The 23,005-nt window shown below is 48.0% G+C and carries 22 protein-coding genes; 18 read left to right on the forward strand and 4 right to left on the reverse strand.

All coding sequences use genetic code 11. From position 1 onward, the window contains the following. Positions 1-23: 23 nt before the first annotated feature. Positions 24-590, reverse strand: coding sequence for a TetR/AcrR family transcriptional regulator (locus NYE42_RS01500; protein ID WP_015416737.1), 567 nt, complete (start codon positions 588-590; stop codon positions 24-26). Positions 591-767: 177 nt separating this feature from the next. Between NYE42_RS01500 and NYE42_RS01505 the strand changes: the two genes are divergently transcribed. The 4 genes from NYE42_RS01505 (at position 768) to NYE42_RS01520 (ending at position 4,993) form a co-directional block, all read left to right on the forward strand. Further along, positions 768-1,883: a type II asparaginase gene (locus tag NYE42_RS01505; protein ID WP_144664461.1), complete on the forward strand. Its 1,116-nt coding sequence runs from the start codon at positions 768-770 to the stop codon at positions 1,881-1,883. Between the two features lie 195 nt (positions 1,884-2,078). Continuing rightward, a complete protein-coding gene (locus tag NYE42_RS01510) occupies positions 2,079-2,723 on the forward strand; it encodes a triacylglycerol lipase (protein WP_007409033.1) in 645 nt (214 codons plus the stop codon). A 136-nt stretch (positions 2,724-2,859) separates the two neighbouring features. Beyond that, positions 2,860-3,930, forward strand: coding sequence for a helix-turn-helix domain-containing protein (locus tag NYE42_RS01515; RefSeq protein ID WP_015416739.1), 1,071 nt, complete (start codon positions 2,860-2,862; stop codon positions 3,928-3,930). Between the two features lie 130 nt (positions 3,931-4,060). Next, complete coding sequence (locus NYE42_RS01520) at positions 4,061-4,993, forward strand: aldo/keto reductase (protein ID WP_039062535.1); 933 nt, start codon at positions 4,061-4,063, stop codon at positions 4,991-4,993. A gap of 43 nt (positions 4,994-5,036) precedes the next feature. Here the strand turns inward: NYE42_RS01520 and NYE42_RS01525 are convergent, their stop codons facing one another. Beyond that, positions 5,037-6,032, reverse strand: coding sequence for a DUF5105 domain-containing protein (locus tag NYE42_RS01525; protein WP_015416740.1), 996 nt, complete (start codon positions 6,030-6,032; stop codon positions 5,037-5,039). A gap of 126 nt (positions 6,033-6,158) precedes the next feature. On the opposite strand from NYE42_RS01525, the gene NYE42_RS01530 reads away from it, so the two are divergent. Then, positions 6,159-7,559, forward strand: coding sequence for a YcdB/YcdC domain-containing protein (locus NYE42_RS01530; RefSeq protein ID WP_144664556.1), 1,401 nt, complete (start codon positions 6,159-6,161; stop codon positions 7,557-7,559). Between the two features lie 200 nt (positions 7,560-7,759). Next, a complete protein-coding gene (locus NYE42_RS01535) occupies positions 7,760-9,118 on the forward strand; it encodes a YcdB/YcdC domain-containing protein (protein WP_094032898.1) in 1,359 nt (452 codons plus the stop codon). On the opposite strand, the gene NYE42_RS01540 is transcribed toward NYE42_RS01535, so the two are convergent. Continuing rightward, positions 9,115-9,618, reverse strand: coding sequence for a M15 family metallopeptidase (locus tag NYE42_RS01540; RefSeq protein ID WP_060563028.1), 504 nt, complete (start codon positions 9,616-9,618; stop codon positions 9,115-9,117). The genes NYE42_RS01535 and NYE42_RS01540 overlap by 4 nt on opposite strands. A 109-nt stretch (positions 9,619-9,727) precedes the next feature. Here NYE42_RS01540 and NYE42_RS01545 point away from each other — a divergent pair, with 109 nt between their 5' ends. The 6 genes from NYE42_RS01545 (at position 9,728) to NYE42_RS01570 (ending at position 16,199) form a co-directional block, all read left to right on the forward strand. After that, complete coding sequence (locus NYE42_RS01545; RefSeq protein ID WP_060675277.1) at positions 9,728-10,849, forward strand: Rap family tetratricopeptide repeat protein; 1,122 nt, start codon at positions 9,728-9,730, stop codon at positions 10,847-10,849. A 115-nt stretch (positions 10,850-10,964) separates the two neighbouring features. After that, positions 10,965-11,744 carry a glucose 1-dehydrogenase gene (locus NYE42_RS01550; RefSeq protein ID WP_352426710.1) on the forward strand — a complete coding sequence of 260 codons (780 nt, stop codon included), beginning with the start codon at positions 10,965-10,967 and terminating at the stop codon, positions 11,742-11,744. A gap of 83 nt (positions 11,745-11,827) precedes the next feature. Further along, a complete protein-coding gene (locus tag NYE42_RS01555; protein WP_352426711.1) occupies positions 11,828-13,507 on the forward strand; it encodes an alpha-glucosidase in 1,680 nt (559 codons plus the stop codon). 185 nt (positions 13,508-13,692) lie between these two features. Then, positions 13,693-14,652, forward strand: coding sequence for a metal ABC transporter substrate-binding protein (locus NYE42_RS01560; RefSeq protein ID WP_335390433.1), 960 nt, complete (start codon positions 13,693-13,695; stop codon positions 14,650-14,652). A gap of 54 nt (positions 14,653-14,706) precedes the next feature. Then, entirely contained in the window at positions 14,707-15,402 is a 696-nt protein-coding gene (locus NYE42_RS01565; protein WP_003156655.1) for a metal ABC transporter ATP-binding protein, read from the forward strand. Beyond that, a complete protein-coding gene (locus NYE42_RS01570) occupies positions 15,360-16,199 on the forward strand; it encodes a metal ABC transporter permease (RefSeq protein ID WP_003156653.1) in 840 nt (279 codons plus the stop codon). The genes NYE42_RS01565 and NYE42_RS01570 overlap by 43 nt, the downstream gene beginning before the upstream one ends. A 44-nt stretch (positions 16,200-16,243) precedes the next feature. Here NYE42_RS01570 and NYE42_RS01575 read toward each other — a convergent pair whose 3' ends face one another. After that, positions 16,244-17,239 (reverse strand): LLM class flavin-dependent oxidoreductase, encoded by a 996-nt coding sequence (locus NYE42_RS01575; protein WP_352426712.1) that lies wholly within the window; start codon positions 17,237-17,239, stop codon positions 16,244-16,246. A gap of 275 nt (positions 17,240-17,514) precedes the next feature. Between NYE42_RS01575 and NYE42_RS01580 the strand changes: the two genes are divergently transcribed. The 6 genes from NYE42_RS01580 (at position 17,515) to NYE42_RS01605 (ending at position 22,929) form a co-directional block, all read left to right on the forward strand. After that, positions 17,515-18,111 carry a TerD family protein gene (locus NYE42_RS01580; protein ID WP_015239102.1) on the forward strand — a complete coding sequence of 199 codons (597 nt, stop codon included), beginning with the start codon at positions 17,515-17,517 and terminating at the stop codon, positions 18,109-18,111. 23 nt (positions 18,112-18,134) lie between these two features. Next, positions 18,135-18,716, forward strand: a complete 582-nt coding sequence (locus NYE42_RS01585) for a TerD family protein (protein WP_007409047.1) — start codon at positions 18,135-18,137, stop codon at positions 18,714-18,716. Positions 18,717-18,748: 32 nt separating this feature from the next. Next, entirely contained in the window at positions 18,749-19,327 is a 579-nt protein-coding gene (locus tag NYE42_RS01590) for a TerD family protein (RefSeq protein WP_003156645.1), read from the forward strand. A gap of 38 nt (positions 19,328-19,365) precedes the next feature. After that, the gene (locus NYE42_RS01595) at positions 19,366-20,139 is read left to right on the forward strand and encodes a TerC family protein (RefSeq protein WP_003156644.1); all 774 of its coding nucleotides are present in this window, start codon (positions 19,366-19,368) and stop codon (positions 20,137-20,139) included. A 72-nt stretch (positions 20,140-20,211) separates the two neighbouring features. Next, positions 20,212-21,834 carry a YceG family protein gene (locus tag NYE42_RS01600; protein ID WP_144664557.1) on the forward strand — a complete coding sequence of 541 codons (1,623 nt, stop codon included), beginning with the start codon at positions 20,212-20,214 and terminating at the stop codon, positions 21,832-21,834. 6 nt (positions 21,835-21,840) lie between these two features. After that, on the forward strand, positions 21,841-22,929 hold the full coding sequence (locus NYE42_RS01605; RefSeq protein ID WP_007609246.1) for a toxic anion resistance protein: 1,089 nt from the start codon (positions 21,841-21,843) through the stop codon (positions 22,927-22,929). Positions 22,930-23,005 lie beyond the last annotated feature (76 nt).

Consider the following 23,005-nt stretch of genomic DNA (forward strand, 5'->3'; position numbering starts at 1 on the left):
TATACGTACATGTCTCTCGTATTTTATGTCTTCAGCAGGTTCGGGATTTGTTTAGAAATATGGAGGATCGGCATTTTGTCTTTTTTGGCTAAGGACACAATGATGCCGCCTTCTATCATGGCATTTAAAACAGTGCTGATTTCCGCCGCTTTCTCATCAGAAAAACCGGCTGATCTCAATTTGCCCGCGAACAGATTCTCCCATTCCTGATAAGCGCTTTGACAGGCCTGCCGGAGCTTTTCGCTCTTTAAAGCAGTCTCGGCAGCCAGTAAACCGACAGGAAACCCTTCAAAGTTTTCCGGACATGTGAATTGGCTTGATAAGTCCTGTAAAAACGCTTGAATGCTTTCCGCAGGATCAGGATGGGCATCAAGGCTTTCTTTTATTTTCATACGGATATAATGGCTCATTTCATTGACAGCCTCAATGGCGAGCTGCTCTTTGCCGTCCGGAAAATGATAGTAAAGAGAACCTTTCGGCGCACCGCTTTCTTTAATAATCTGATTCAGCCCCGTGCCGTAATACCCCTGAAGCTGAAACAGCCTGGTTGCCGCGGCGAGGATTTTTTCACGAGAATCTCCATAGCTCATAATGTTCCCACCTTACTGATTTTTGACAAATTTAAAATATAGTGACTGGTCTATTATCTTGATTTCACATGACGGTGTCAAGGTTTTTTAACGGTTATTTTCTTCGGGAGGTTGCCTGACAAGCGCGTTGACCGGTGAGAGGAAAATCTTCATAAATAAAGAAAAGGAGAGAAAAGAATGAAAAAACAATTCATGCCCTTTATTACATTTATCACGGCTCTGCTCTTCATCGCGGCCGGCTGCTCCCAATCTCCTCAAGCGAAAGAAACACCGCCCCGGATGGCAGCCGCAGCCTCAGCGAAAAAAGACGGACTTCCGAATGTTAAAATTCTTGCCGCCGGCGGCACAATTGCAGGCGCTGCTCCTTCAAAGACGTCAGCTACGGAGTACACGGCGGGGGCAATCGGAGTTGACGCCCTGATTCAGGCCGTTCCGGAGATAAAAGAGGTCGCGCATGTGAGCGGAGAACAGGTTGTGAATATCGGCAGCCAGAATATGAATAACGAGACACTGCTGAAACTTGCAAAACGGGTAAACAAGCTGCTCAAGTCTGATGATACAGACGGCATTGTCATTACACATGGAACAGACACACTTGAGGAAACCGCCTACTTTCTCAATCTGACGGTCAAAAGTGACAAGCCCGTTGTTGTCGCCGGGTCAATGAGGCCGTCCACGGCGATCGGAGCAGACGGGCCGTCCAACTTATATAACGCTGTAAAAACAGCGGCTGCGCCTGATGCGAAAGGTAAGGGGACGCTTGTCGTATTAAATGACAGAATCGCTTCGGCGCGCTATGTGACAAAAACCAATACAACCGCGGCAGACACATTCAAATCGGAAGAGATGGGTTATATCGGAACAATTGCTGATGACATCTATTTTAATAACATCATGACCCGAAAGCATACGAAGGATACAGATTTCAAGATAGATAAACTTGATAAACTGCCGCAAGTCGATATTATATACGGCTATCAAAATGACGGAAGCTATCTCTTTGAAGCTGCCGTAAAATCAGGGGCGCAAGGCATTATTTTTGCAGGCTCGGGAAACGGCTCAATGTCTGATGCGGCGCAAAAAGGCGCCGTAAAGTCGGTCAAAAGCGGGCTGGCGGTCGTCCGCTCCACAAGGACGGGAAACGGAACGGTAACACCTAATCGAGAGTATGAAAAAGACCATTTGACAGCTTCAAACTCTCTCAACCCTCAAAAAGCGCGGATTCTGCTGATGCTCGCGCTGACAAAAACGCATGACCCTAAGCGGATTCAAACCTATTTCAATGAGTACTAGGAGAAGAGAACCGGGTGTTCTCTCCTTTTTTTGTTTGCCGTATTAAAGTATAAGTGTGCTTTCGGGAAAGGGGCGTCTTTCTCATTTTTCCGCCTCTTTTTCAATTGTTGAAAACAGTAAAAAATACTCTATTTTTTCCTTTTCTTCTCTAATAAAATGAAAATTGCAAAAAATTACATAACAGGAGGAAAGTTCATGAAACAAATCAAAAGCAAAATCCTAGCGATCCTTACAGTCTGCATGCTCTCCGTCATTTCCGTATTTGCCTTCCAGCCGACCGTATCGAAAGCCTCCTCAGAGCATAACCCGGTTGTCATGGTCCACGGAATCGGCGGGGCGTCCTTTAACTTCGCGGGAATCAAAACGTACTTGGCATCCCAAGGCTGGTCAAGAAATGAGATGTACGCCATTGATTTTCTGGACAAAACCGGAAACAACAGACACAATGCACCGAGACTGTCCAATTACGTGAAAAAAGTGCTCAGCGAAACAGGTGCGAAAAAAGTCGATATCGTCGCGCACAGCATGGGCGGCGCCAACACGCTCTATTACATTAAAAATCTTGACGGCGGAGACAAAATCGCAAACGTCGTCACACTCGGCGGAGCGAACGGCCTTGTGACCAACCGGGCGCTTCCGGGGACTGATCCGAACCAAAAGATTTTATATACATCGATTTACAGCTCAGCGGACTTAATCGTCCTGAACCCGCTGTCACGGCTGATCGGCGGGAAAAACGTGCAGATTCACGGTGTCGGACACATCGGACTTTTGATGAACAGCCAAGTAAACGGGCTGATTAAAGAAGGTCTGAACGGCGGCGGACAAAATACAAATTAACAGTTTCAAAGCCCCGGAGAATGAGAATATCCCGGGGTCTTTTTTTCTTCCATATTCTTTTTTCGCCGTAAACCAAGCCCTCTGAAGTTATTTTTGTTAAAATAATAAAGTTATATCAGAATTCGGAGGGTTTATTGTGGGAAAAGTGAAAAGAAATGCCCCTTGCCCATGCGGCAGCGGGAAGAAATATAAAAAATGCTGCGGAAGCAAAGAAGCTGCCATTCCGGCAGACATCGCGGCAAAAGAAGCGAAACAGATTCAGGAAAGCCTAATGGAGTACGCCTTTACAGCACATAGAGACGGCATATCATCATTTATTAACCAGCACGCGTTCATTACGGAGCTGGACAGACAGACAAAAGACATCGGAGTCTTCAACCTCGGCATCTGGGGAATTTTCTTCCGTCCGCTGGCAGGCGGCAAGACGATTTTTGAAGAATATCTTCAGAAAAAAGCCGGCGGCATCAACCGCCCGAAAACACGGGAAATCGTTGAATCATGGAAAAGCATGACACCTGCCGTTATGGTGCTTGAAGATGTGAAAGAAGGAATGATTCACTTTGAAGATGTGATGACGAAAAAACAATTCAAAGTGGAAATGGACGTCAGCCAGCAGGATCTTCCGCCGGCGGGAAGCCTGATTCTCGGCTATCCGATCCACGAAGCGGAAAAAGCGGAGTTCTTCATGCAATTTACGATCTTCCCTGTGAAGCGGACCGAAGCTCTAATCAGCAAAGTGAAAAAGGCGGCTGCCCCGGCTCTTGCGGAAGGAAAATCGCCTGAGCGCTTTATGCAGGACAACTTCGACATTGTGCTGGCCGCTCTTTTAGGAACGGCGGAAGAGCCTGAGCAGGCTGCTGAAGAAAAACAGACAGAGTGGGCCAACGACATGGAGAAGGAAACGGCAGACGCCATTGAAAAAGGCCTGAGCGGGGATGAATACCCGGCTGAGCTGGTTCCGGCCGTTATTGATCTGTGGAAAACGTTCTGTGTCAAAAAAACACCGACGATCAGAAAGCCTGAAGCTTTCGCGGCGGCGGTCGAATATTACGTAAACAGCATTTCTCTGAACGGCGCGTCCGTTTCTCAAGCGAAGCTGGCGAAGAAGTACGGCGTCAGCGCCTCAACGATTTCCAGCCGCTATAAGGAAATCGAGGGTGCTCTCACGGATGAAGCCGAACGCTTCGCCGCAGCTCTGACATCTTAATACACAGCCAAAAAAACCTTGAAGGGCAAACGCTTTTCAAGGTTTTTTCTGTAGATAGGCTCTCAGGCAGGATAATTCTTACCGTCTATCTAATACTAAACAGAGCGATAAAAAGAAGGGAGCCTGAGCCATGGATGAGACACGTACGCTGGGCAGGACGGATTTACGGGTAAAGCGTATCGGTTTTGGCGCAAATGCGGTCGGAGGACATAATCTGTTTCCGAATCTTAATGATGAAACGGGAAAAGAACTCATCCGCACAGCATTGGACGGCGGCGTCAATTTTATTGATACGGCGTTTATATACGGTTTGGGGCGTTCCGAAGAGTTAATCGGTGAAGTTGTCGCAGAGCGCGGCGTGCGGGACAGCCTCGTGATTGCGTCAAAAGGCGCGCATAAAGAAGTCAACGGACAAATCGAGCTGGACAACAGCCGTGAATTTCTCCGGAGTGAGGCGGAAAACAGCCTGAAGCGGCTGAAAACAGACGTGATTGATTTGTATTACGTCCACTTCCCTGACGGCAAAACACCGCTCTCCGAAGTGGCGGGCACGCTAAAAGAACTGAAGGACGAAGGGAAAATCAGAGCAATCGGCGCGTCCAATCTCAGCTTCCGGCAATTGCAGGAGTTTAACGCCGACGGCTATTTAGAGGTTTTTCAATCGGAATATTCACTGATTCAGCGTGAGGCGGAGCATGATCTGCTGCCTTATTGTGAAAAGAACGGCATTTCCTTTATTCCTTATTTTCCGCTTGCTTCCGGCTTGCTGACGGGAAAGTTTACAAAAGACACAGTCTTTGAGGACAGCCGAAAGAACAGGCCGCCGTTTCAGGGAGAAGCTTTTCACCAAAATCTGGAGAGAGTGGATAAGCTTCGGGCCGTTGCGGAGGAAAAAGGGGCGCAGACAGCGCATATCGCACTCGCATGGCTTCTGTCGCAGCCGGCGGTGGATGCGATCATTCCCGGAGCCAAACGCCCCGACCAGCTGAAACACAATCTGGACGCGCTTCATGTGCAGTTAACCGAGGATGAGGTTCAATATATCAGTGACATCTTTAAGTGAAAATAAAAAAAGGAAATAGCCTGGGCTATTTCCTTTCTTGTTGTCAGGACGTTTTCAAAAACGCTTCTGTCAATCCTTCCAGATCGGCGTCTGTATCCAGATACCACTGGCCGCGGGCGTTTTTCTTCATCTCGATTTCTCTTGTAACGGAAGAAGAAGCCGGTTTCAGGCGCATAAACTCTTCCGGATAGACAGAAAGCAGGTGGCTGACAATTTCGTTTTCATCAGCATCAGGGTGCTTTCCGGCATAGTCTTGCACGCGGTCTTGCAGCTGGCCCGCAAGCGGAGACATATCAAGCGGCGTCACTTTTGCTTCAAGGACGGCTTTTTTGCCTGACATGGATTTGGTATGCACCTTGAGCTCTGTGTTATCCCGAAGCGCTGATGACATGGCGTCAATAATAGCGGAAATGGCTTTTGAATCCGCCTGTTCTTGTGAAATGCCTGCAGAAGCGATAAAGCTGGCTTTCGCCGATTCCTGATATGCGGCGGCCGTCATTTTTTCATTTACACCGGTCAGGCGGGTGAAATCTTTATTGTGCTTGCCGTACAGCATCACATCAATGTATGCGGATAATGCGTCCGCCGGGTCAGGTTTTGCATTTGAGGCTGTGCCTTTGACTTTCAGTTTATAAGATAAAGGCTTCGCGTCTTTTGCCTGCGGCTGATATACCAATTCATAGGATTTGCCTTCGTCAGCCGTGAAGTACAGATTGCCCGTCACTGTCTTACCGGCATGAAGCGTGCCGCTCTGCATCAAGTCTTCCTTATCGGCCTTGGCTGTTTTCGCGTCATCCTGATAAAGTGAGAAGTCGCTGCTTTTGACGGTAAGCGGGTCTTTGCCCGTATTTTTGACGGTGACCGTTACTTTCAGCGCGGCCGGATGTTCAGTATCGTCTGAAGCGGCCCATGCCGTCTCTTTTATTTTCACTTTCGCCGTGCTGCTTTCCTGGCCGCCGCTCGTTTCGCTGCTGCATGCGGCGGTAAATGCCGTGAGAAGCAGAATGAAAAACACGGCGCTCATTTTTTTGATGGACATCTGGTTTACCCCCTGTTGTTAATGATTAATTCGATAGTCATGAAGACAGACAGGTTAATTATACTAGTTTTGTATAAAAGAGTCTTGGTAATCATCAATCTTTTTGGAAGAAAAGGAAGTGTTATGATGAATAAAGAAGAATTGAAACAGCTGGCTCTCCGAATCGGAAACGTACCTGCCCGCTACGAGAGTAATGTGGAAGAATACCAGGAAGATGAGGTTCTGTTTTGGTGGGAAGATAAGAATGATCCGGAAGCCGGCATCATGGTCGAATTAGACCGGGAAGGAAAACTGAAATACTTATCCCGTCCGGCTTTCCAGACTGATCTGCCGGCTCTTTCGGAATCGGACATAGAAGAACGGATGCGGGCGTTTTTAGAAACCCATCGTCCGGGGGCATTGGCTGAGTTTGAACCGGAAAAAAACGGACCCGCAAATGATGGCGATGTGAGATATTCCTATGTTCAGATGGCTGACGGTCTGCCGCTTCCGCTGACCGGGTTTTACATCGACCTGGCTGTGACAGGGGAAGTAACCGGCTTTTCTTACCATGGGAAGGCCGATGATCTGTTAAGACCGGAGACAATTGCGGACAAGCGGGAAGCATTGGCTCACTTTGTCAAACATATTGAAGCAGAGCTGTTGTTCACCGTCCTGCATCAGTCCGTCTATGTGCAGGGGGATGACAAGCCCCATCTCGTCTATGAAATCGTGTCTCCGACGCGGCCGATATCGGCCGACCTGAAGGAAGAGAATGCAGAATTAGACGAATATGAAGAGCTGGAAGACGGCACGCGGCCGTATGTCCCGATTTCACGCCCTGCACCTGAAGCGGAAAAGATGAGCATCAATGACATGATCGGGCTGCACGACGGTTTTTATAAAGAGAGGGAAAGCGATCTTGGAGAGGGCTGTATCGGCATTGCCTGGCGTCCTGAAAAAACAAAATCCGTGCGGGAAGATAAAAGCTTTGAAAGTCTGTTTAAAGAACGGAATGAACACGTATTGAAAACAAGATATGATAAAGAATCGGGCCGGCTCACCGGGGTGATGTCATTTATAAAAGTTGAAGGTGAATCGGTGTTTTCCGAGGAAGAATGCCATCACATGGCCATCCGCTTTTTATTCGCCATGTTTCCGGAAGCGGATCAGTATTTCCGGGTTCAATATGATGAACCGGATGATGAAGGAGAAAACGTGGGACTTACATATAAGGCTTGTTCGGGCGGCGTTGATTTGCGATTCGGAGAGGGAAGAATCTGTGTCAGCAAAAAGACGGGTCTTGTCACTTTTTATATGCCGCCGGAAATTGATCCGAAAGAGCTCGAGGAAATCGATCCCGTTCCTTCATTGACAATGGAAGAGGCGAAGGACGCGATCCGCCGGGCCATCAAAGCAGAGCTCGCTTGGGACCATTGTTACGATGACGGCAGCTGCGGAAAAGTGTACAGGCTCGTATACAAGCCGGTTTTCCCGCAGTTTATTGAGGCTCATACGGGAGAAGCGATCACGAGTTTAATAGGCTGAAGGTCATGGGCGTCCGTCCCGGGGCTTTCACGGGGAATGTGACATTTGTATGAAAAAGTGCCGCTCAGAATACGGCTCTTTTCCCTCTTTGCTAAAAATAGACACATAAAAGGCACTTTCTTCCCTTTAAAAGGATAAGGACGTTTTTATATAATAAAAAACAGTTCTTTTTTATACACTCTTCTGAAAGGATGACCCCATTGCTGAAAGAACATCTAAGAAAAAAAGCGCTGGATATCGGGAACATACCGCCGCACTATGAGCTTGAAATAGAAGATTATGATGAAAAACAAAAAATGAGAGCCTATTATATATGGAAAGATCGTAACCATCCGGATAAAACGGTCACGATTGAGCTGGGCGACGACGGATCTTTGCTTACCTATTCACGCAACGACTGCCCGGGTTCAGACATGAAGCTGTCAGACGCCGAATTAAAGCTGACGGCTCTTCGGTTTGCGGCGAGACACCGCCCGCTTACTTTTATGAATTTCATCTTTCAGGCGAGGGAAGAACGCAATGGGTGCATCCGATTTATCTATACAAAAAAAGTGCTCGGCCGGCCGCTTCCCGATTCAGGTTTTTTCGTTGATGTAACCAGGAGCGGCTTCGTCGTGCAGTTTATCTATTACGGGGATAAGGGTGAAGCGCCCGTCCCGGAAACATTCGTCGATCGGGAAAAAGTCGTCTCGCATTACATGAGTGTGCTGACATTCAGTCTCGTCTATGATGTGGTCAATTTTGAGAAAATACCGCGTCTCGTCTATGAACCGATTCTGCCGGCTTACAGCTATCCGGCCGGTGAAGATGATATCGTGCCGGATCAGCAGCTTTGCGAAGACAGGAATGAGCCGGCAAAACCGCTTCCCGCGTTTGAACATAAACGGGAAATCAGCCTGGATGAATTAATGGGGTTTACCTCGGATATGGTTCAGACGCGCCGGCGCGATCTCGGGGATGAGATCGGAACGACATGGCGGAAAGGGTCGGTTCCGGAACGGAAAGATTTGAGTATCGAAAGCTATTTTGAAAGCAGCAACAAAAATACAATGAAGATGAAAACGGACAAAAAGACAGGGAAAATGACAGCCTTTAAATCTTTTATTGAGCATCAGGGCCCGGCCTTTTATTCTGCGGAAGAGTGTGAGGCCGTCGCGCTTCAATTTTTATACAAACTTTATCCGAGAGCGGACGAGTTTTTTAAAATGAACCCGGTGAAAACGGACGGAAGGGGCAGGTTCCGCTTCCATTTTTCCATATGGCATCAGGATATTCCGCTGCGGTTCGGCGCTGCGAGAATACTTGTCAGTCCCGTAACGGGGCTTGTGGAAGCTTACATGGCGCCTGACATTGACCCGGAGCAGCTGGAGAAGATCAATCCGGTCCCGGCCGTTACTCCCGAAGAAGCAAAGGCCGCTTTTTTATCCGATTTCCATCTGCGGCTGGAGTGGCAGCGCGATTTTACGCCGTCCGGCAATGAAGGATATAAGCTTGTGTACAGGCCTGTCTATCCTCCGTACATTGATGCGCAAAAGCGAAAAAAGAAAAGGTTTTATTAGCCAGGGATCATTTGTAAATGAGGATAATCTTTAAAGCCTCTCCAATCGCCTCCCCAATCAAAACCGAGCGTTTTGGCAATCGATACGACCTCAAGCCAATCGGGCGTGCCGTTTCGGTTTCCGTCGTACGTCATATCCCAAATCAGGCTTCCATCCTTTTTTTGCAGGGCGAAGTCGATCGCAAGGCCGTAATTGTGGTAAGATTCCCCGCCTTTTGCGTAGGTGACGATATTTCCTTTTTTTGAACGTCCTTGACGGTACAATTCGTTTTGTTCCTCAATTGATCTGAAACCCTCTGTGATAACGACGGTGATGCCTTTTTTCAGAGCGGCCGTCTGCAATAGCTCCGCATTCTGTTTCACGAGCGGATGAAGAGCGCTTGGAATGGCTCTATCTTGTAATGCCGTCTGCGGCCTCAATTCTTTCTGCACATAGGAAAAACATAGGTCTGCGGAAAAGAAGAGGATCAAAAGCAGCGCAATTCTGACTGGTAGTTTCATGGTGAATTCTCTCTTTCTTTAATTGATTAAAATCTTTGTTTGCTCACTGCCATAAATTTGCTATGATAAAATATAACATAATTAGTAGCCGGAGGAAGGAGGCAAATCTATGAAATCCAAGATTCCATCTGAAGAAGTGGCCGTAAAGATGAATGAATGGTATAAGCTGATCCGCGCGTTTGAAGCCGATCAAGCTGAAGCGCTGAAGCGGGAGATTCAATATGAACTCGAAGATATGGAAGAGAACCAGGATTTATTGTTGTATTTTTCATTGATGGAATTTCGGCACCGCATCATGCTGGATAAATTAAAACCCATGAAAGACGGCGACTGCCAGCCTCCGTTCTCTGAAATGCTCACTGAGATTGAGATGAACCAGCAAAAGCTGACCGGCTTACTGGAATATTATTTTTACTATTTCAGGGGAATGTATGAATTTAAGCAGAAAAACTTCATCTCAGCGATTTCTCATTATAAGCGGGCTGAGGAAAAGCTTGAATATGTGGAAGATGACATAGAGAAAGCCGAGTTTCTGTATAAAATTTCTGAGGTGTACTATCATATCAAGCAGACTTTCTTTTCGATGAATTACGCGGGGCAGGCGCTTGATATTTACAAGAAATATGAATTATACGGAATGAGAAGGGTGCAGTGCAAATTTATCATTGCCGGAAATCTGATGGACGCCCAGCAGCATAAAAAAGCGCTGGAATACCTCAAATGCGCCTTGGAACACGCGGAGCGGCTTGATGATCAATATATGATTGCTGCGGCCTATTATAATATCGGGCACTGTATGTACAGTCTGGGTGATTTTTGCAAGGCGGCGGAGGATTTTGAACGGGCGGCTGCCGGATTTGAAGCACACAGCTTCCGGCAGGTCATCCAGGCTGTTTTTTCACTCACACATATCTACTTTAAAACGGAAAAATACAGTGAAGCCGCCGCCAGCTGCGCGCGGGGCATGAGAAGCGCGGCGGAGTGGGAAGATGAGATCTATATGACGAAATTCCGTCTGATTAAAGAGCTTTATCAGGGGGAAGGCGGACAGAATTCGCTCAAAGAGTATTTTGACATTCTGGAATCAAAAGAGCTGTTGGCTGACACAGAGGAACTGCTTCAGGACGCGGCTCATTTCTTTCATAAACGGGAGAACTACAAAGCGGCATCTTATTTTTTCAGCAGGCTTGTCGGCGTGCAAAAAAGGCTGCAAATGAACAACTACGCATAATGAAAAAAAGAACGAGGGAGCTTCGGCTTCATCGTTCTTTTTATGATTCCTTTTGTTTTCAGCCGATTAAAACCGGGTACATGCTCTGTATTAACATCAGGGAGGAAAAGAGACAATGTATCAGGATTTACAGGGAAAAACAGCGATCGTAACAGGTTCTTCGAAAGGAATCGGAAAAGCCATTGCCGAACGCTTCGGCAAGGAGCGGATGAATGTGGTTGTGAACTACCTCGGTGATTCCGCCGGAGCGGAAGAAGCGGCGGACATCGTTGAGAAAGCGGGAGGCCGAGCCGTCACCGTAAAAGCCGATGTATCCTCAGAAGAAGGGATTCAGGCGCTGCTTGATGCCGCCCAGGAGCATTTCGGGGGTGTGGACGTGATGGTCAACAATTCCGGCTTTAACGGGGCCGAAGCGATGCCCCATGAAATGAGCTTGGAGGATTGGCAAAGGGTCATCGACGTCAACGTGACCGGCACCTTTTTGGGGGCGAAAGCGGCACTGAAACATATGCTCGATCGCGGCAAAAAAGGAACGGTCTTAAACATATCGAGCGTTCATCAGCAAATACCGCGTCCTGAAAACGTGCAGTACTCGGCATCCAAAGGCGGAATCAAAATGATGACGGAAACGATGGCGCTCAATTACGCAGACAAAGGCATCCGGGTGAATGCCATCGCTCCCGGCACGATCGCCACGGAGTCCAATAAGGATCTGGAAGATGAAACACATAAACAGGCCCAGCTGAAAAAAATTCCGATGAACGCCTTCGGAAAACCGGAAGAAGTCGCCGCGGCCGCCGCATGGATGGTGTCGGAAGAAGCGAGTTACGTAACCGGAACGACACTTTTCGTCGACGGAGGCATGACGCTTTATCCGTCTCAGCTGGAAAGTTAAAAGAGGAGGGGAAACCTTCTCTTTTTTGTTTAGGAAAGGATTATAAAGGAAATGGTTCTCTAAAAAACAGGAGGGGCCGCAAGATGGAGAATGACTGGTGGAAAGACGCCGTTGTCTATCAAATCTATCCGCGAAGCTTTCAAGATACGAACGGCGACGGCATTGGCGACCTGCGGGGGATTATCGCGCGTCTCGATTATATAAAAGAACTTGGCGCTGATGTGATATGGATCTGCCCGATTTACCCGTCGCCAAACGTCGATAACGGCTACGATGTGACGGATCATCAAGCGATTATGGAATCTTACGGAAGGATGGAGGACTTTCACGATCTGCTTACAGAATGCCACAGCCGCGGATTAAAGCTTGTGATGGACTTTGTCTTAAATCATACATCCACAGAGCATCCTTGGTTCAAAGAGGCGGAAATGAATCCGGACAGCAAATACCGCGATTATTATATTTGGCGGCCGGGCACCGCGGACGGCCCGCCGACCGATTGGGTGTCGGATTACGGACAATCCGTCTGGCAGTACGAAGAACATACGGGCGAATATTACCTGCATATGAACGCCGTCAAACAAGCCGATCTGAATTGGGAAAACCCCGAAGTTCGGCAATCAGTATACGAGATGATGAGATTTTGGCTCGATAAAGGCGTGGACGGATTGCGAATAGACCAGCTCCATCTTCTGTCAAAAAAAGAATACTTGCCGCCATATGAAGATTACATCGCCCGCCGGGCCGATCCGAAGCCTTTCCGGCCAAACGGAGCACGGATACATGATTACTTAAAAGAAATGACGAAAGAGGTATTTTCCAAATATGACGTGATGTCGGTCGGCGAGGCCGGATCAGTGACGCCTGAGGAAGGGCTGGTCTACACGGGAACCGATGAGCATGAACTGAATATGATTTTTCATTTTCAGCATATGGAGCTTGATCAAAAGCCGGGCCAAGAGCATTGGGATGTAAAACCGCTTGAGCTGTCCGATTTGAAGAAAGTGCTCACAGATTGGCAGGAAAAACTGGAACATCAAGGCTGGAATACGCTGTATTGGTGCAATCATGACCAGCCTCGGATCGTATCCCGTTTCGGAGACGAAGGCACATACCGCAAAGCATCCGCCAAAATGCTTGCCGCCCTGCTTTATTTCATGAAAGGCACGCCGTACATTTACCAGGGGGAAGAAATCGGCATGACAAACGCTCCGTTTGACAGAATAGAGGATTATCAAGATATTCAGACCGTCAATATGTATCATAAAAGGGTATTTGAAATGGGTCGGAACAGGGAAGAAGTCATGGCGTCCATTATGGCGAAAAGCCGGGACCATGCCCGTACACCGATGCAGTGGGACGGCAGCAAGAATGCCGGATTTACGGAGGGCGAACCGTGGCTCACGGTCAATCCCAATTACAAAACCGTCAATGCGGCCGAGGCTCAGGATGATCCCGATTCTATATTGAACTTTTACAAAAAACTGATCCGCATGCGAAAACAGTATGCTGATATCATAAAAGGCAGCTACACGCTGCTGCTTCCTGATGACCCGCAGCTGTTCGTGTATGAAAGACAGGCAAACGGACAAAAACTCATGTCCATCAGCAACGTATCGAAAGAAGAAGCCGCTTTTTATTGGCCGGACGGTTCCGAACCTGAAAGGGCCGAGCTGCTTCTCAGCAACTATGATAATGACAGCGGCACGGAATCCCGCATCACATTCCGCCCATACGAAACAAGAGTTTATCTGCTTGCCTGATATGTGATAGGACTCCCCCGTCCATACATGGCGGGGGCTTTTTAGGTAAATTGGATACTAATTTAGAAAAAAATATCTTGCAAAACGTAATTACTTCGTTTTATTATGGTATAGGTAACAAATGAACGAGAAAGAACGCTTTGGAAATCGTCATCATTCTGATTTACAGAACAGGGGGAAACGGCTTGTTTAAAAAATGGAGCGGAATCATTGTCATTGCGGCATGCTTTTTAATCGCGGCGGGCTGCGGCAATTCACCTTCAAAAGGTTCGTCAGGTTCTTCAAAAAGCGGCAAACTGCACGTCGTGACGACCTTTTATCCTATGTACGAATTCACGAAACAAATTGTCAAAGACAAAGGCGATGTAGACATTCTCATCCCGTCTTCGGTCGAACCCCATGATTGGGAGCCGACGCCGAAGGATATCGCCGGCATTCAAAACGCCGATCTTTTCGTATACAACAGCGAATATATGGAGACATGGGTTCCTTCAGCGGAAAAAAGCATGGGCTCTGATCATGCGAAGTTTGTAAAGGCGTCGAAAGGAATTGACTTACTCGAAGGTTCGGATGAAGAGGAAGAGGAACATGGACACGGCGGTCATGACCACAGCCACAGCATGGACCCTCACGTGTGGCTCAGCCCGGTTCTTGCGCAAAAAGAGGTCAAAACCATTACGGCGCAGATTGTAAAACAGGACCCGAAGAATAAAGCATACTATGAGAAAAATAGTAAAGAATATATTGCAAAACTGCAGGATCTTGATAAACTATACCGTACAACATTAAATAAAGCGGCGAAAAAAGAATTGATCACACAGCACGCGGCATTCAGCTATCTCGCCAAAGAATACGGCTTAAAACAAGTCGCAATTGCAGGCCTTTCTCCTGAAGAAGAGCCGAGTGCGGCCAAACTGGCGGATCTCAAAACGTTTGCCAAACAGCATGATGTGAAGATCATCTACTTTGAAGAAGTTGCATCGCCTAAAGTTGCAGATACGCTTGCCGGTGAAATCGGCGCGAAAACGGAAGTGCTCAATACACTGGAAGGTTTAAGCCAAAAAGAACGGGATAAAGGCATCGGTTATATCGACATTATGGAGAAAAACCTTGATGCACTGAAAGATTCGCTATTGGTTAAATAACATAGTGTGCGCCGCGGGGTGCACACTATTTCTATGCGGGAAAGGAAGGTCAGCATGAATCTCGTTACATTACAGGATATCGTTTTTGGTTATTCGCATACACCCGTGCTTGACGGCGTGTCGCTGGAAATCAAAAGCGGCGAATTCGTCGGCATTACAGGGCCGAACGGCGCGTCAAAATCGACGCTGATGAAAGTCATGCTCGGCATGCTCAGACCTTGGGAAGGAACGGCCGAGATCAGTAAAAAAAACGCAGCCGGAAAACGCCTGACAATCGGCTATGTTCCGCAGCAGATTTCTTCATTTAACGCAGGATTCCCAAGCACGGTTCTGGAGCTTGTGCAATCAGGCCGTTATACGAAGGGAAAATGGTTTAAACGATTGAACGAAACGGATCACCACGAGGTGGAAAACGCACTGAAGATGGTGGAAATGTGGGATTTCCGTCACCGGAAAATCGGCGATTTATCCGGCGGACAGAAGCAGAAAATCTGCATTGCGAGAATGCTTGCGAGCAATCCGGATCTGCTGATGCTTGATGAGCCGACAACCGCGGTTGATTATGAAAGCAGACAGGGTTTCTACGAATTTATGCACCATCAGGTGAAAAATCACAACCGCACCGTCGTCATGGTGACACACGAACAAAACGAAGTACAGCAGTATCTGGATAAAGTCATACGGCTTGAAAGGGGGGAAAAAGGCGGATGGAAATGTTTGACTTGGAATTCATGCGACGAGCTTTTCTAGCGGGAAGCATGATCGGAATTATGGCGCCGATATTAGGCGTATATCTCGTGCTGAGAAGACAGGCGCTGATGGCGGATACGCTGTCTCATATTTCATTGTCGGGCGTGGCCATCGGTTTTTTTCTCAGTACCAATATTACGGCGGCGAGCATCGTTGTCGTCACGATCGGAGCGATCGGCATTGAATACATGCGGCGGGCGTACCGTACATATTCCGAGGTATCTATCGCAATCTTAATGGCGGCCGGGCTGTCGTTTGCGATGTTTCTGATCAGCCTGTCAAAAGGCGGCGCGTCGATGAGCATCGATCAATATTTATTTGGATCGCTTGTCACGGTCAGCCAGCAGCAGGTCTATATTATCGGAGGCATTACCCTGCTGATTCTGCTTTATTTCATTATATTAAACAGACCGCTCTATCTGCTTACTTTTGACGAGGCGACGGCGAAGACATCAGGCATTAACACAAACCTGCTGTCAATGTCATTCAGCATCGTGACGGGGCTGGCGATTTCGGTCATTATTCCGATTATCGGCGTGCTGCTCGTTTCCGCGCTCCTCGTACTGCCCGCGGCTTTTGCAATCCGTATCGCCAAAGGGTTTAAATGGGTGTTTGCGGCGGCCATTATTATTTCTCTTTTCAGTGTGTTCATGGGGCTGACGTCTTCGTACCAGCTCGGAACGCCCCCGGGGCCGTCAATCACTTTACTGTTAATCATTCTGCTTCTGCTCGGCTTTATGCTGCAGGGGATTTGGAATGCGTTTAAAAAAGGAAAAGAACGAAAAAACCGCCGTTAAGCGGTGCAGCAGTCTCATCTGCTGCTCCGTTTGACGGCTTTTTTTCACAGAAATATATCAGCAAGACGCTCATATGACTCTTTTTTTGCTTCGAAATCAAAGACGTTGCACAGCACCATCATCTCTTTTGTCTGATACCGCTCGGAAAGTTCAAGCAGACGGCGTTTCACTGCGGCAGGAGAGCCGATCACCATCCGCTTCCTGTTTTCTTCTATCTGTTTACGGTCCTCCGGCGAATACGGATAAGCTTTCGCTTCCTCCACACTCGGCACGCGGCTGTCGGCGCCTTTTCCGACACGAAGAAGCCATAAATCCTGGCTTAAGGCGAGTTCTTCCGCTTTCTCATCCGTAGCCGCGCATATGACGAAAATGGCACAGAGCGAGGCGGGAGCGGAAAAATGGGCGGAGGCCCGGAAATGGTCCCGATAGATCTGAAAAGCTTTTTCCCCGCGTTCCGGATTAATGAAATGGCCGAAGACATAGCCCGCACCTTGAAGAGCGGCGCGTCTGGCGCTGTTTTCCCCGAGGCCGAGCACCCAAAGCTGCGGGGCTGTTTCAATCAAAGGCGCTGTTTTTATTCCTGCATAAGCATGGTCCGAGGGAACCGAATCTGTCAGAAAGGATGATAAATCCTGAAGCTGCCTGTTGAACTCGGTCATGCTTTTCTTTACCCCGTCTGTGAGGGCGAGCCGGATTTTCGTCGTGCCGCCCGGTGAGCGTCCGACCCCAAGGTCAATCCGGTTCGGGTGCAGCGCCTCAAGCTGACGGAAAGTTTCCGCGACTTTATAAGGGCTGTACTGCGGCAGCAGCACGCCGCCAGATCCGACACGGATGGACGTTGTGGCTGCGGCGGTATGAGCGATCATAATTTCCGGCGAAACGCTTGCGAGCCCTCTTGTGCCGTGATGCTCGGCAAACCAGTACCGCTTATAGCCCCATCCTTCACTGAGACGGGCGAGCTCCGCTGAACGGCGGAGCGTCTCGTGCGGCCCGTTTCCTTTGGATACGGGCGCCTGATCAAGTATGCTTAAATTAATCACTCGTCTGCCCCTTTCCTGACATGTATTGATACAAGGATAGGAAAAATGTTCAGTCTTCGTCAATTTCTTTGTTTTCTCTATTCTCTCCGGAACGAAGGAGAATATAGGAAGTAATTTTTCGCCGTTTTTCGCCAAAAATTCTTATGTTTTATGAAACTTTGATATAATAAAAGACGTATATCTTAATAAACACCGGGATTCTTGTCCCGGAATTTAGTAAAAATGCGCACTTGCGGCGTGCTTAGCGGCACCCTTACAGAATAGGAGTGAATCATATGGCGATCTCTTTACAAAAAGGACAGCGGATTGATTTAACAAAAGGAAAAGCCGGCCTGTCAAAACTGCTGGTCGGACTCGGCTGGGACCCTGTATCATCCGGGGGCTTTTTCGGAAAGCTGTTCGGCGGAGGCGGTGCCAATATCGACTGTGACGCTTCCGTACTGATGCTTGAAAATGATAAAATGACAGACAGCAAAAACGTCATCTATTTCGGCAATCTGAAAAGCCGGTGCGGCGGTGTCGTACATACGGGTGACAACCTGACGGGTGAAGGCGACGGCGATGATGAACAAATTCTCATCGATTTGGCGAAGGTGCCCGCTCAGATTAATAAACTTGTGTTTGTCGTCAATATTTACGACTGCGTCAGACGAAAACAGGACTTCGGCATGATTCAAAACGCGTTCATCCGCGTCGTTGATCAGGCTAATCGCGAAGAACTGGTGACTTACAATTTAAGAGATAACTATTCAGGCAGAACGAGCCTGATCGCGGCTGAAATCTACCGCCAGGACGGCGAGTGGAAATTCGCCGCAGTAGGAGAAGGCACAAACGATACAAAAATCGGCGATATCGTTAACCGATACGCCTAAACGATAAAAAGGAGAGTGCACACATGGCAATTTCATTGGCAAAAGGACAAAAAGTAGATTTGACTAAAACAAATCCGGGTCTTTCTAAAGTCGTTGTCGGCCTTGGCTGGGATACAAACAAATACGACGGCGGACATGATTTTGATTTAGATTCCAGCGTCTTTCTATTAAATGAAGCGGGAAAATGCGCGTCGCCTGATGATTTCATTTTCTATAATCAGCTTGAAGGAGGAAACGGCTCTGTCGCACATTCAGGCGACAACCTGACAGGCCAGGGCGAGGGCGATGACGAAAGCGTAAGAGTCAACCTGAGCGCGGTGCCCGCGGCTATTGACAAAATTTCATTCGTCATCACGATTCATGAAGCGGAAGCGCGCGGCCAAAACTTCGGACAAGTTTCCAACGCGTTCGTGCGCATTGTCAATGAAGAGACAAATGAAGAGCTGATCCGCTACGATCTGGCTGAAGATTTCTCAATTGAAACAGCCATTATCGCAGGGGAGCTTTACAGACATAACGGCGAATGGAAATTTTCCGCGATCGGTTCAGGCTACCAAGGCGGACTGGCCCGTATTGCGACAGATTACGGCCTGCAAATCGGCTGAACCATATCAAACACAGAAGGGAGAGACGGCACATGGCTATTCAATTGGCGAAAGGACAGCGTGTTGATCTGACAAAAACGAACCCCGGTCTTACAAAAGCGGTGATCGGTTTAGGCTGGGATACGAACAAGTACTCCGGAGGGCATGACTTTGACCTTGATGCGTCGGCTTTTCTTGTCGATGCCCATGACAACTGTGTAAATGATCTTGATTTTGTTTTCTACAATAACCTGGAACACCCGAGCGGGGGCGTCATCCATACGGGAGACAACCGGACGGGCGAGGGCGAGGGAGACGATGAACAAATTATCGTCGACTTCTCAAAAATACCCGCAAATATTGAAAAGATCGGCATCACCGTCACGATTCATGATGCGGAAGCGCGCGGCCAAAATTTCGGACAAGTTTCGAACGCGTTCGTGCGCGTCGTCGATGAAAACAGCCAGAATGAACTGCTTCGTTTCGATTTAGGGGAAGACTTCTCGATTGAAACGGCGGTTGTCGTTTGTGAGCTTTACCGCCATGGGGCTGAGTGGAAGTTTAACGCCATCGGCAGCGGGTTTTCCGGCGGTCTGGCATCACTTTGCCGGAATTACGGCTTGCAGGTGTAAGCAGGAAATTATCGTTTTACTAAATAGGAGGAAAAAACTTGGATTTTCTACATCATATTATGTCGACCTACGCTTCCTTTTTTGATTGGAAAATGTGGGGTGAGGTGCTGACTGACCCTGTATCATGGGGGCTGATCGGTTCCTTGGTTCTGCTGGAAGGGCTGCTGTCGGCCGACAATGCGTTAGTGCTTGCGGTGATGGTAAGGCATCTGCCTGAAAAACAGCGGAAGAAAGCATTAACATACGGATTGTTCGGGGCATATATTTTCCGTTTTATCTTTATCGGGATCGGAATGCTGCTCATTAAGTTCTGGTGGATTAAAGTGCTTGGCGCGCTGTACCTGGCTTGGCTCGTCATTAAGCATTTCTGGATCGGAGAAGGTGATGACGATACGGAAGGCATGAAGAAAAATTCATGGATGGTCCGTACGTTCGGAATTTTCTGGGCCACTGTCGTTTCAGTTGAGTTAATGGATTTGGCCTTCTCTGTTGACAGCATTCTGGCCGCGTTTGCGGTATCGGAAAAAGTGTGGGTGCTCTTGATCGGCGGTATGCTTGGCATTCTCATGATGCGTACAGTCGCAAAAGTATTCCTTGTTTTAATTGATAAAATCCCTGAGCTTGAAAATACGGCTTTTGTGCTGATCGGGATTATCGCCGTGAAAATGGCGGCGAGCGCCTTTGATTATGAAATGCCGCACGTGGTGTTCTTCGGAATCATCATCGCTGCGTTTGTGGTAACGTTTATTATCCACTATTTCAACAAACAAAAGCAGGTTCAGGAGCAAACGGCTGCATCTAAAGAAGAATAAAACAAAAAAGGAGGGAGAGTTCATTTCCTTCCTTTTTTGTACCGATCATCATGAAGAGAAAGGAGGAAAATGATGAGGCAGGAAGAATTGGTGATCCGAAAGGCCGAGCCGGAAAACGATGACTGGGAAACGTTTCTGATGCGGCCGCTGCCGGAACGTCCCGGTTACGAGCGGGAAAACGGGCTGGCGTTTACCCGTCTTGCCGTCCGGATTTTGGGCACTCCTTATGATGAGACGGAGTATTACAATAAGCTTTTCGAGCTGTCTTCTCACGAAAACATCCATGTGTTAAGCGAGACGCTGGATAAGACCATCGCGCCTGAAACGTTTCAGGCGCTGCAGCACATCCATTCGGTCAATCAAAAAGAGAAAGGGCTTTCGGTTTCCAGGTTTGTCGCGTTTCTCGATGGGGGCAGGCTGCTTGCCAAACACGCTGATCCGCTTATGCATCGCCGGCTGAGAACCGCGTTTATGACGCTTTTGGAAACCTTTGCGGACCGGCATGAAAACGGGCTGAATCATCCCGATTTCCGGCGTGTGCTCTTGGATGTGTCAAAGTTTTCGCTGAACCACCTGAATCCATGGCTCGAACAAGCCGATATAGAGCGTGAGATGCCGAAGGTGGTGTGGTATGGAGACGCTACCAAAAGCCAGCTCTATTTTCTCTATTATATAATGCTGATCGGCTGTGACGTCCTATTGTTTCATCCGGCTGCGGAAGATCCGTTCAGCTTGATTGATCCGGATGAGGAACTCAGCTTTGTGATAAAGCTCCCCGCAACAGGCGGCCTTGAGCCATTCCCGAAAGAAAAGCCGGACAGAACGTCCACGACGGCCTACCGGTCAACGAAAGAAATTGAGCATGTGCTGAACCATGAGGAATCCATGATGTATAAACCTTGGCAGTTCAGGGATCATACCCCGCAGTCCGTGACCTTAAAAACGACGTATGATGAGTTATTTCTCATTGCGAAGGAGCGGGCGTTTATCCGGCCGCAATTTAAAGCGGACAGGGAGCGGGTGGCCGTTCCGAACCTTTTTGCAAAAGTGATGGGGGTTTCCAAAGATACGAAAGAATATTGGAACAGACTCCATACCGCCGCGGACTATCAGGAGACACACATGATCCGCAGTTTCCCGTTTACGGAAGAGCTGAAAGCCAACTACCAGTATCACTACAGTCAGGTTTTGAACGAAGAAGGAGTGATTGACGCGGATAGGCTGAAAAAAAGCAACATCTGGCAGTACAAGCACCTCCCGTCAGGCGTGCAGAACGCCATCGCCAATGTGATTTCTGACATGTGCAGAAACCCCGGACTGAAGGCTTTGCCCGGCGAGCAGGCAAGGGATGCCGCAATCTATTTGTTCCGCCAGGCGACGAACCTGCCCGCTTCGCTGCTGCAATTGATTCAGACGTTTGATTACGCCCAAACCGTTCCGAAACTCGTTTTATATCATACGGAACAAAATGGTGAACTCACACGTTCTGACGCCGCCGCTCTGTTGTTTTTAAATAAATTCGGCGTCGATATCATCTTGTATAATCCGCCGGGGCATCAAGATATTGAGCATTATATAGAAGAAAGCCAATTTGATGTCCATTGGCTGGAGGACATGGTGTTTCGGCAGGAATATAAGGAGCCGTCACTCGTAAGAAAGCTGTTTAGAACCATTACGCAAAAGCAGGGAGAGTAAATAAACATGACAGAAAATCAAAATCCGCTTGTTCTTGATAAAAATGAAGAGATTTCTGAACAAAAAGCAGATGACATCAGGGTGCAGTTGCGCCAAGACCCTGAGGTGCAGCGCATTTCGCAGCAGATTGACGTGAAAAACCAAATGGAGCTGCTTGAGTACGGAAAAGAACCGGCAGTTGAAATCTCGAAGTTCTCCGACCGCATCTTAAATATGATGAAAACAACAAGTGTCACGGATTCAGGCACAATGCTGACGCAGCTCGGAAAAATCATGGACCGTTTCGACAAAAATGATTTCGATGAACCAAAAGGATTTCTCGCTAAAATGTTCAAACGCGGCAACAGCATGATTGAAAAGATCTTTCAAAAGTACCGCACCCTGGGCGGAGAAATTGAAAAAATCCACGTCGAAATTTCAAAATACAAAGATGAAATGGCAAAGACGAACCATACGCTTGAAGAGATGTATGAAAACAACATTAACTACTACATGGAGCTTGAAAAGTATGTCGTTGCCGGGCAGATGAAGCTTGAGGAAATGCAGGCGCTCATTCCTTCTTATGAAGAAAAAGCGGCCGGCGGAAACCAGCTTGCGCAAATGCAGCTTGATACGCTGCGTGACGGGCTTCAGGCGCTTGAGGAACGTGTGTATGATTTAGATATGGCGCGGATGGTGGCGCTGCAAACGGCACCGCAGATCCGCCTCCTTCAGCGCGGGAATACGAAGCTCATCGGGAAAATCAATTCCGCTTTCGTCATTACGATTCCGATTTTCAAAAATGGCATTATTCAGGCTGTCACAGTCAAACGGCAAAAGCTTGTGGCTGATTCAATGAGCGAGCTGGACCGCCGCACGAATGAAATGCTGAAGCGAAACGCTGAAAATATCTCAAACCAAAGCGTGGAGATTGCCCGTATGGCAGGCCGTCCGAGCATTGACATTGAGACGATTGAAACGTCTTGGAATACGATTGTCAGCGGTATGCAGGAAACGAAACAGATCGAGGAAGAGAACAGACGTATCAGAGAAGACGGCGCGAAACGGATTCAACAGCTTCAGGATAATATTAAAAACGCAGTCTTAAAGAATTAACACACACCCCGCTTGCTTACGGCAAGCGGGATTTTTTTGTGAAAAAGATAATGACAATGTGTAAAGACAGGTGTAA

This window comes from Bacillus sp. FSL K6-2865 (assembly GCF_040311405.1).
Taxonomy (GTDB): Bacteria; Bacillota; Bacilli; order Bacillales; family Bacillaceae; genus Bacillus; species Bacillus velezensis.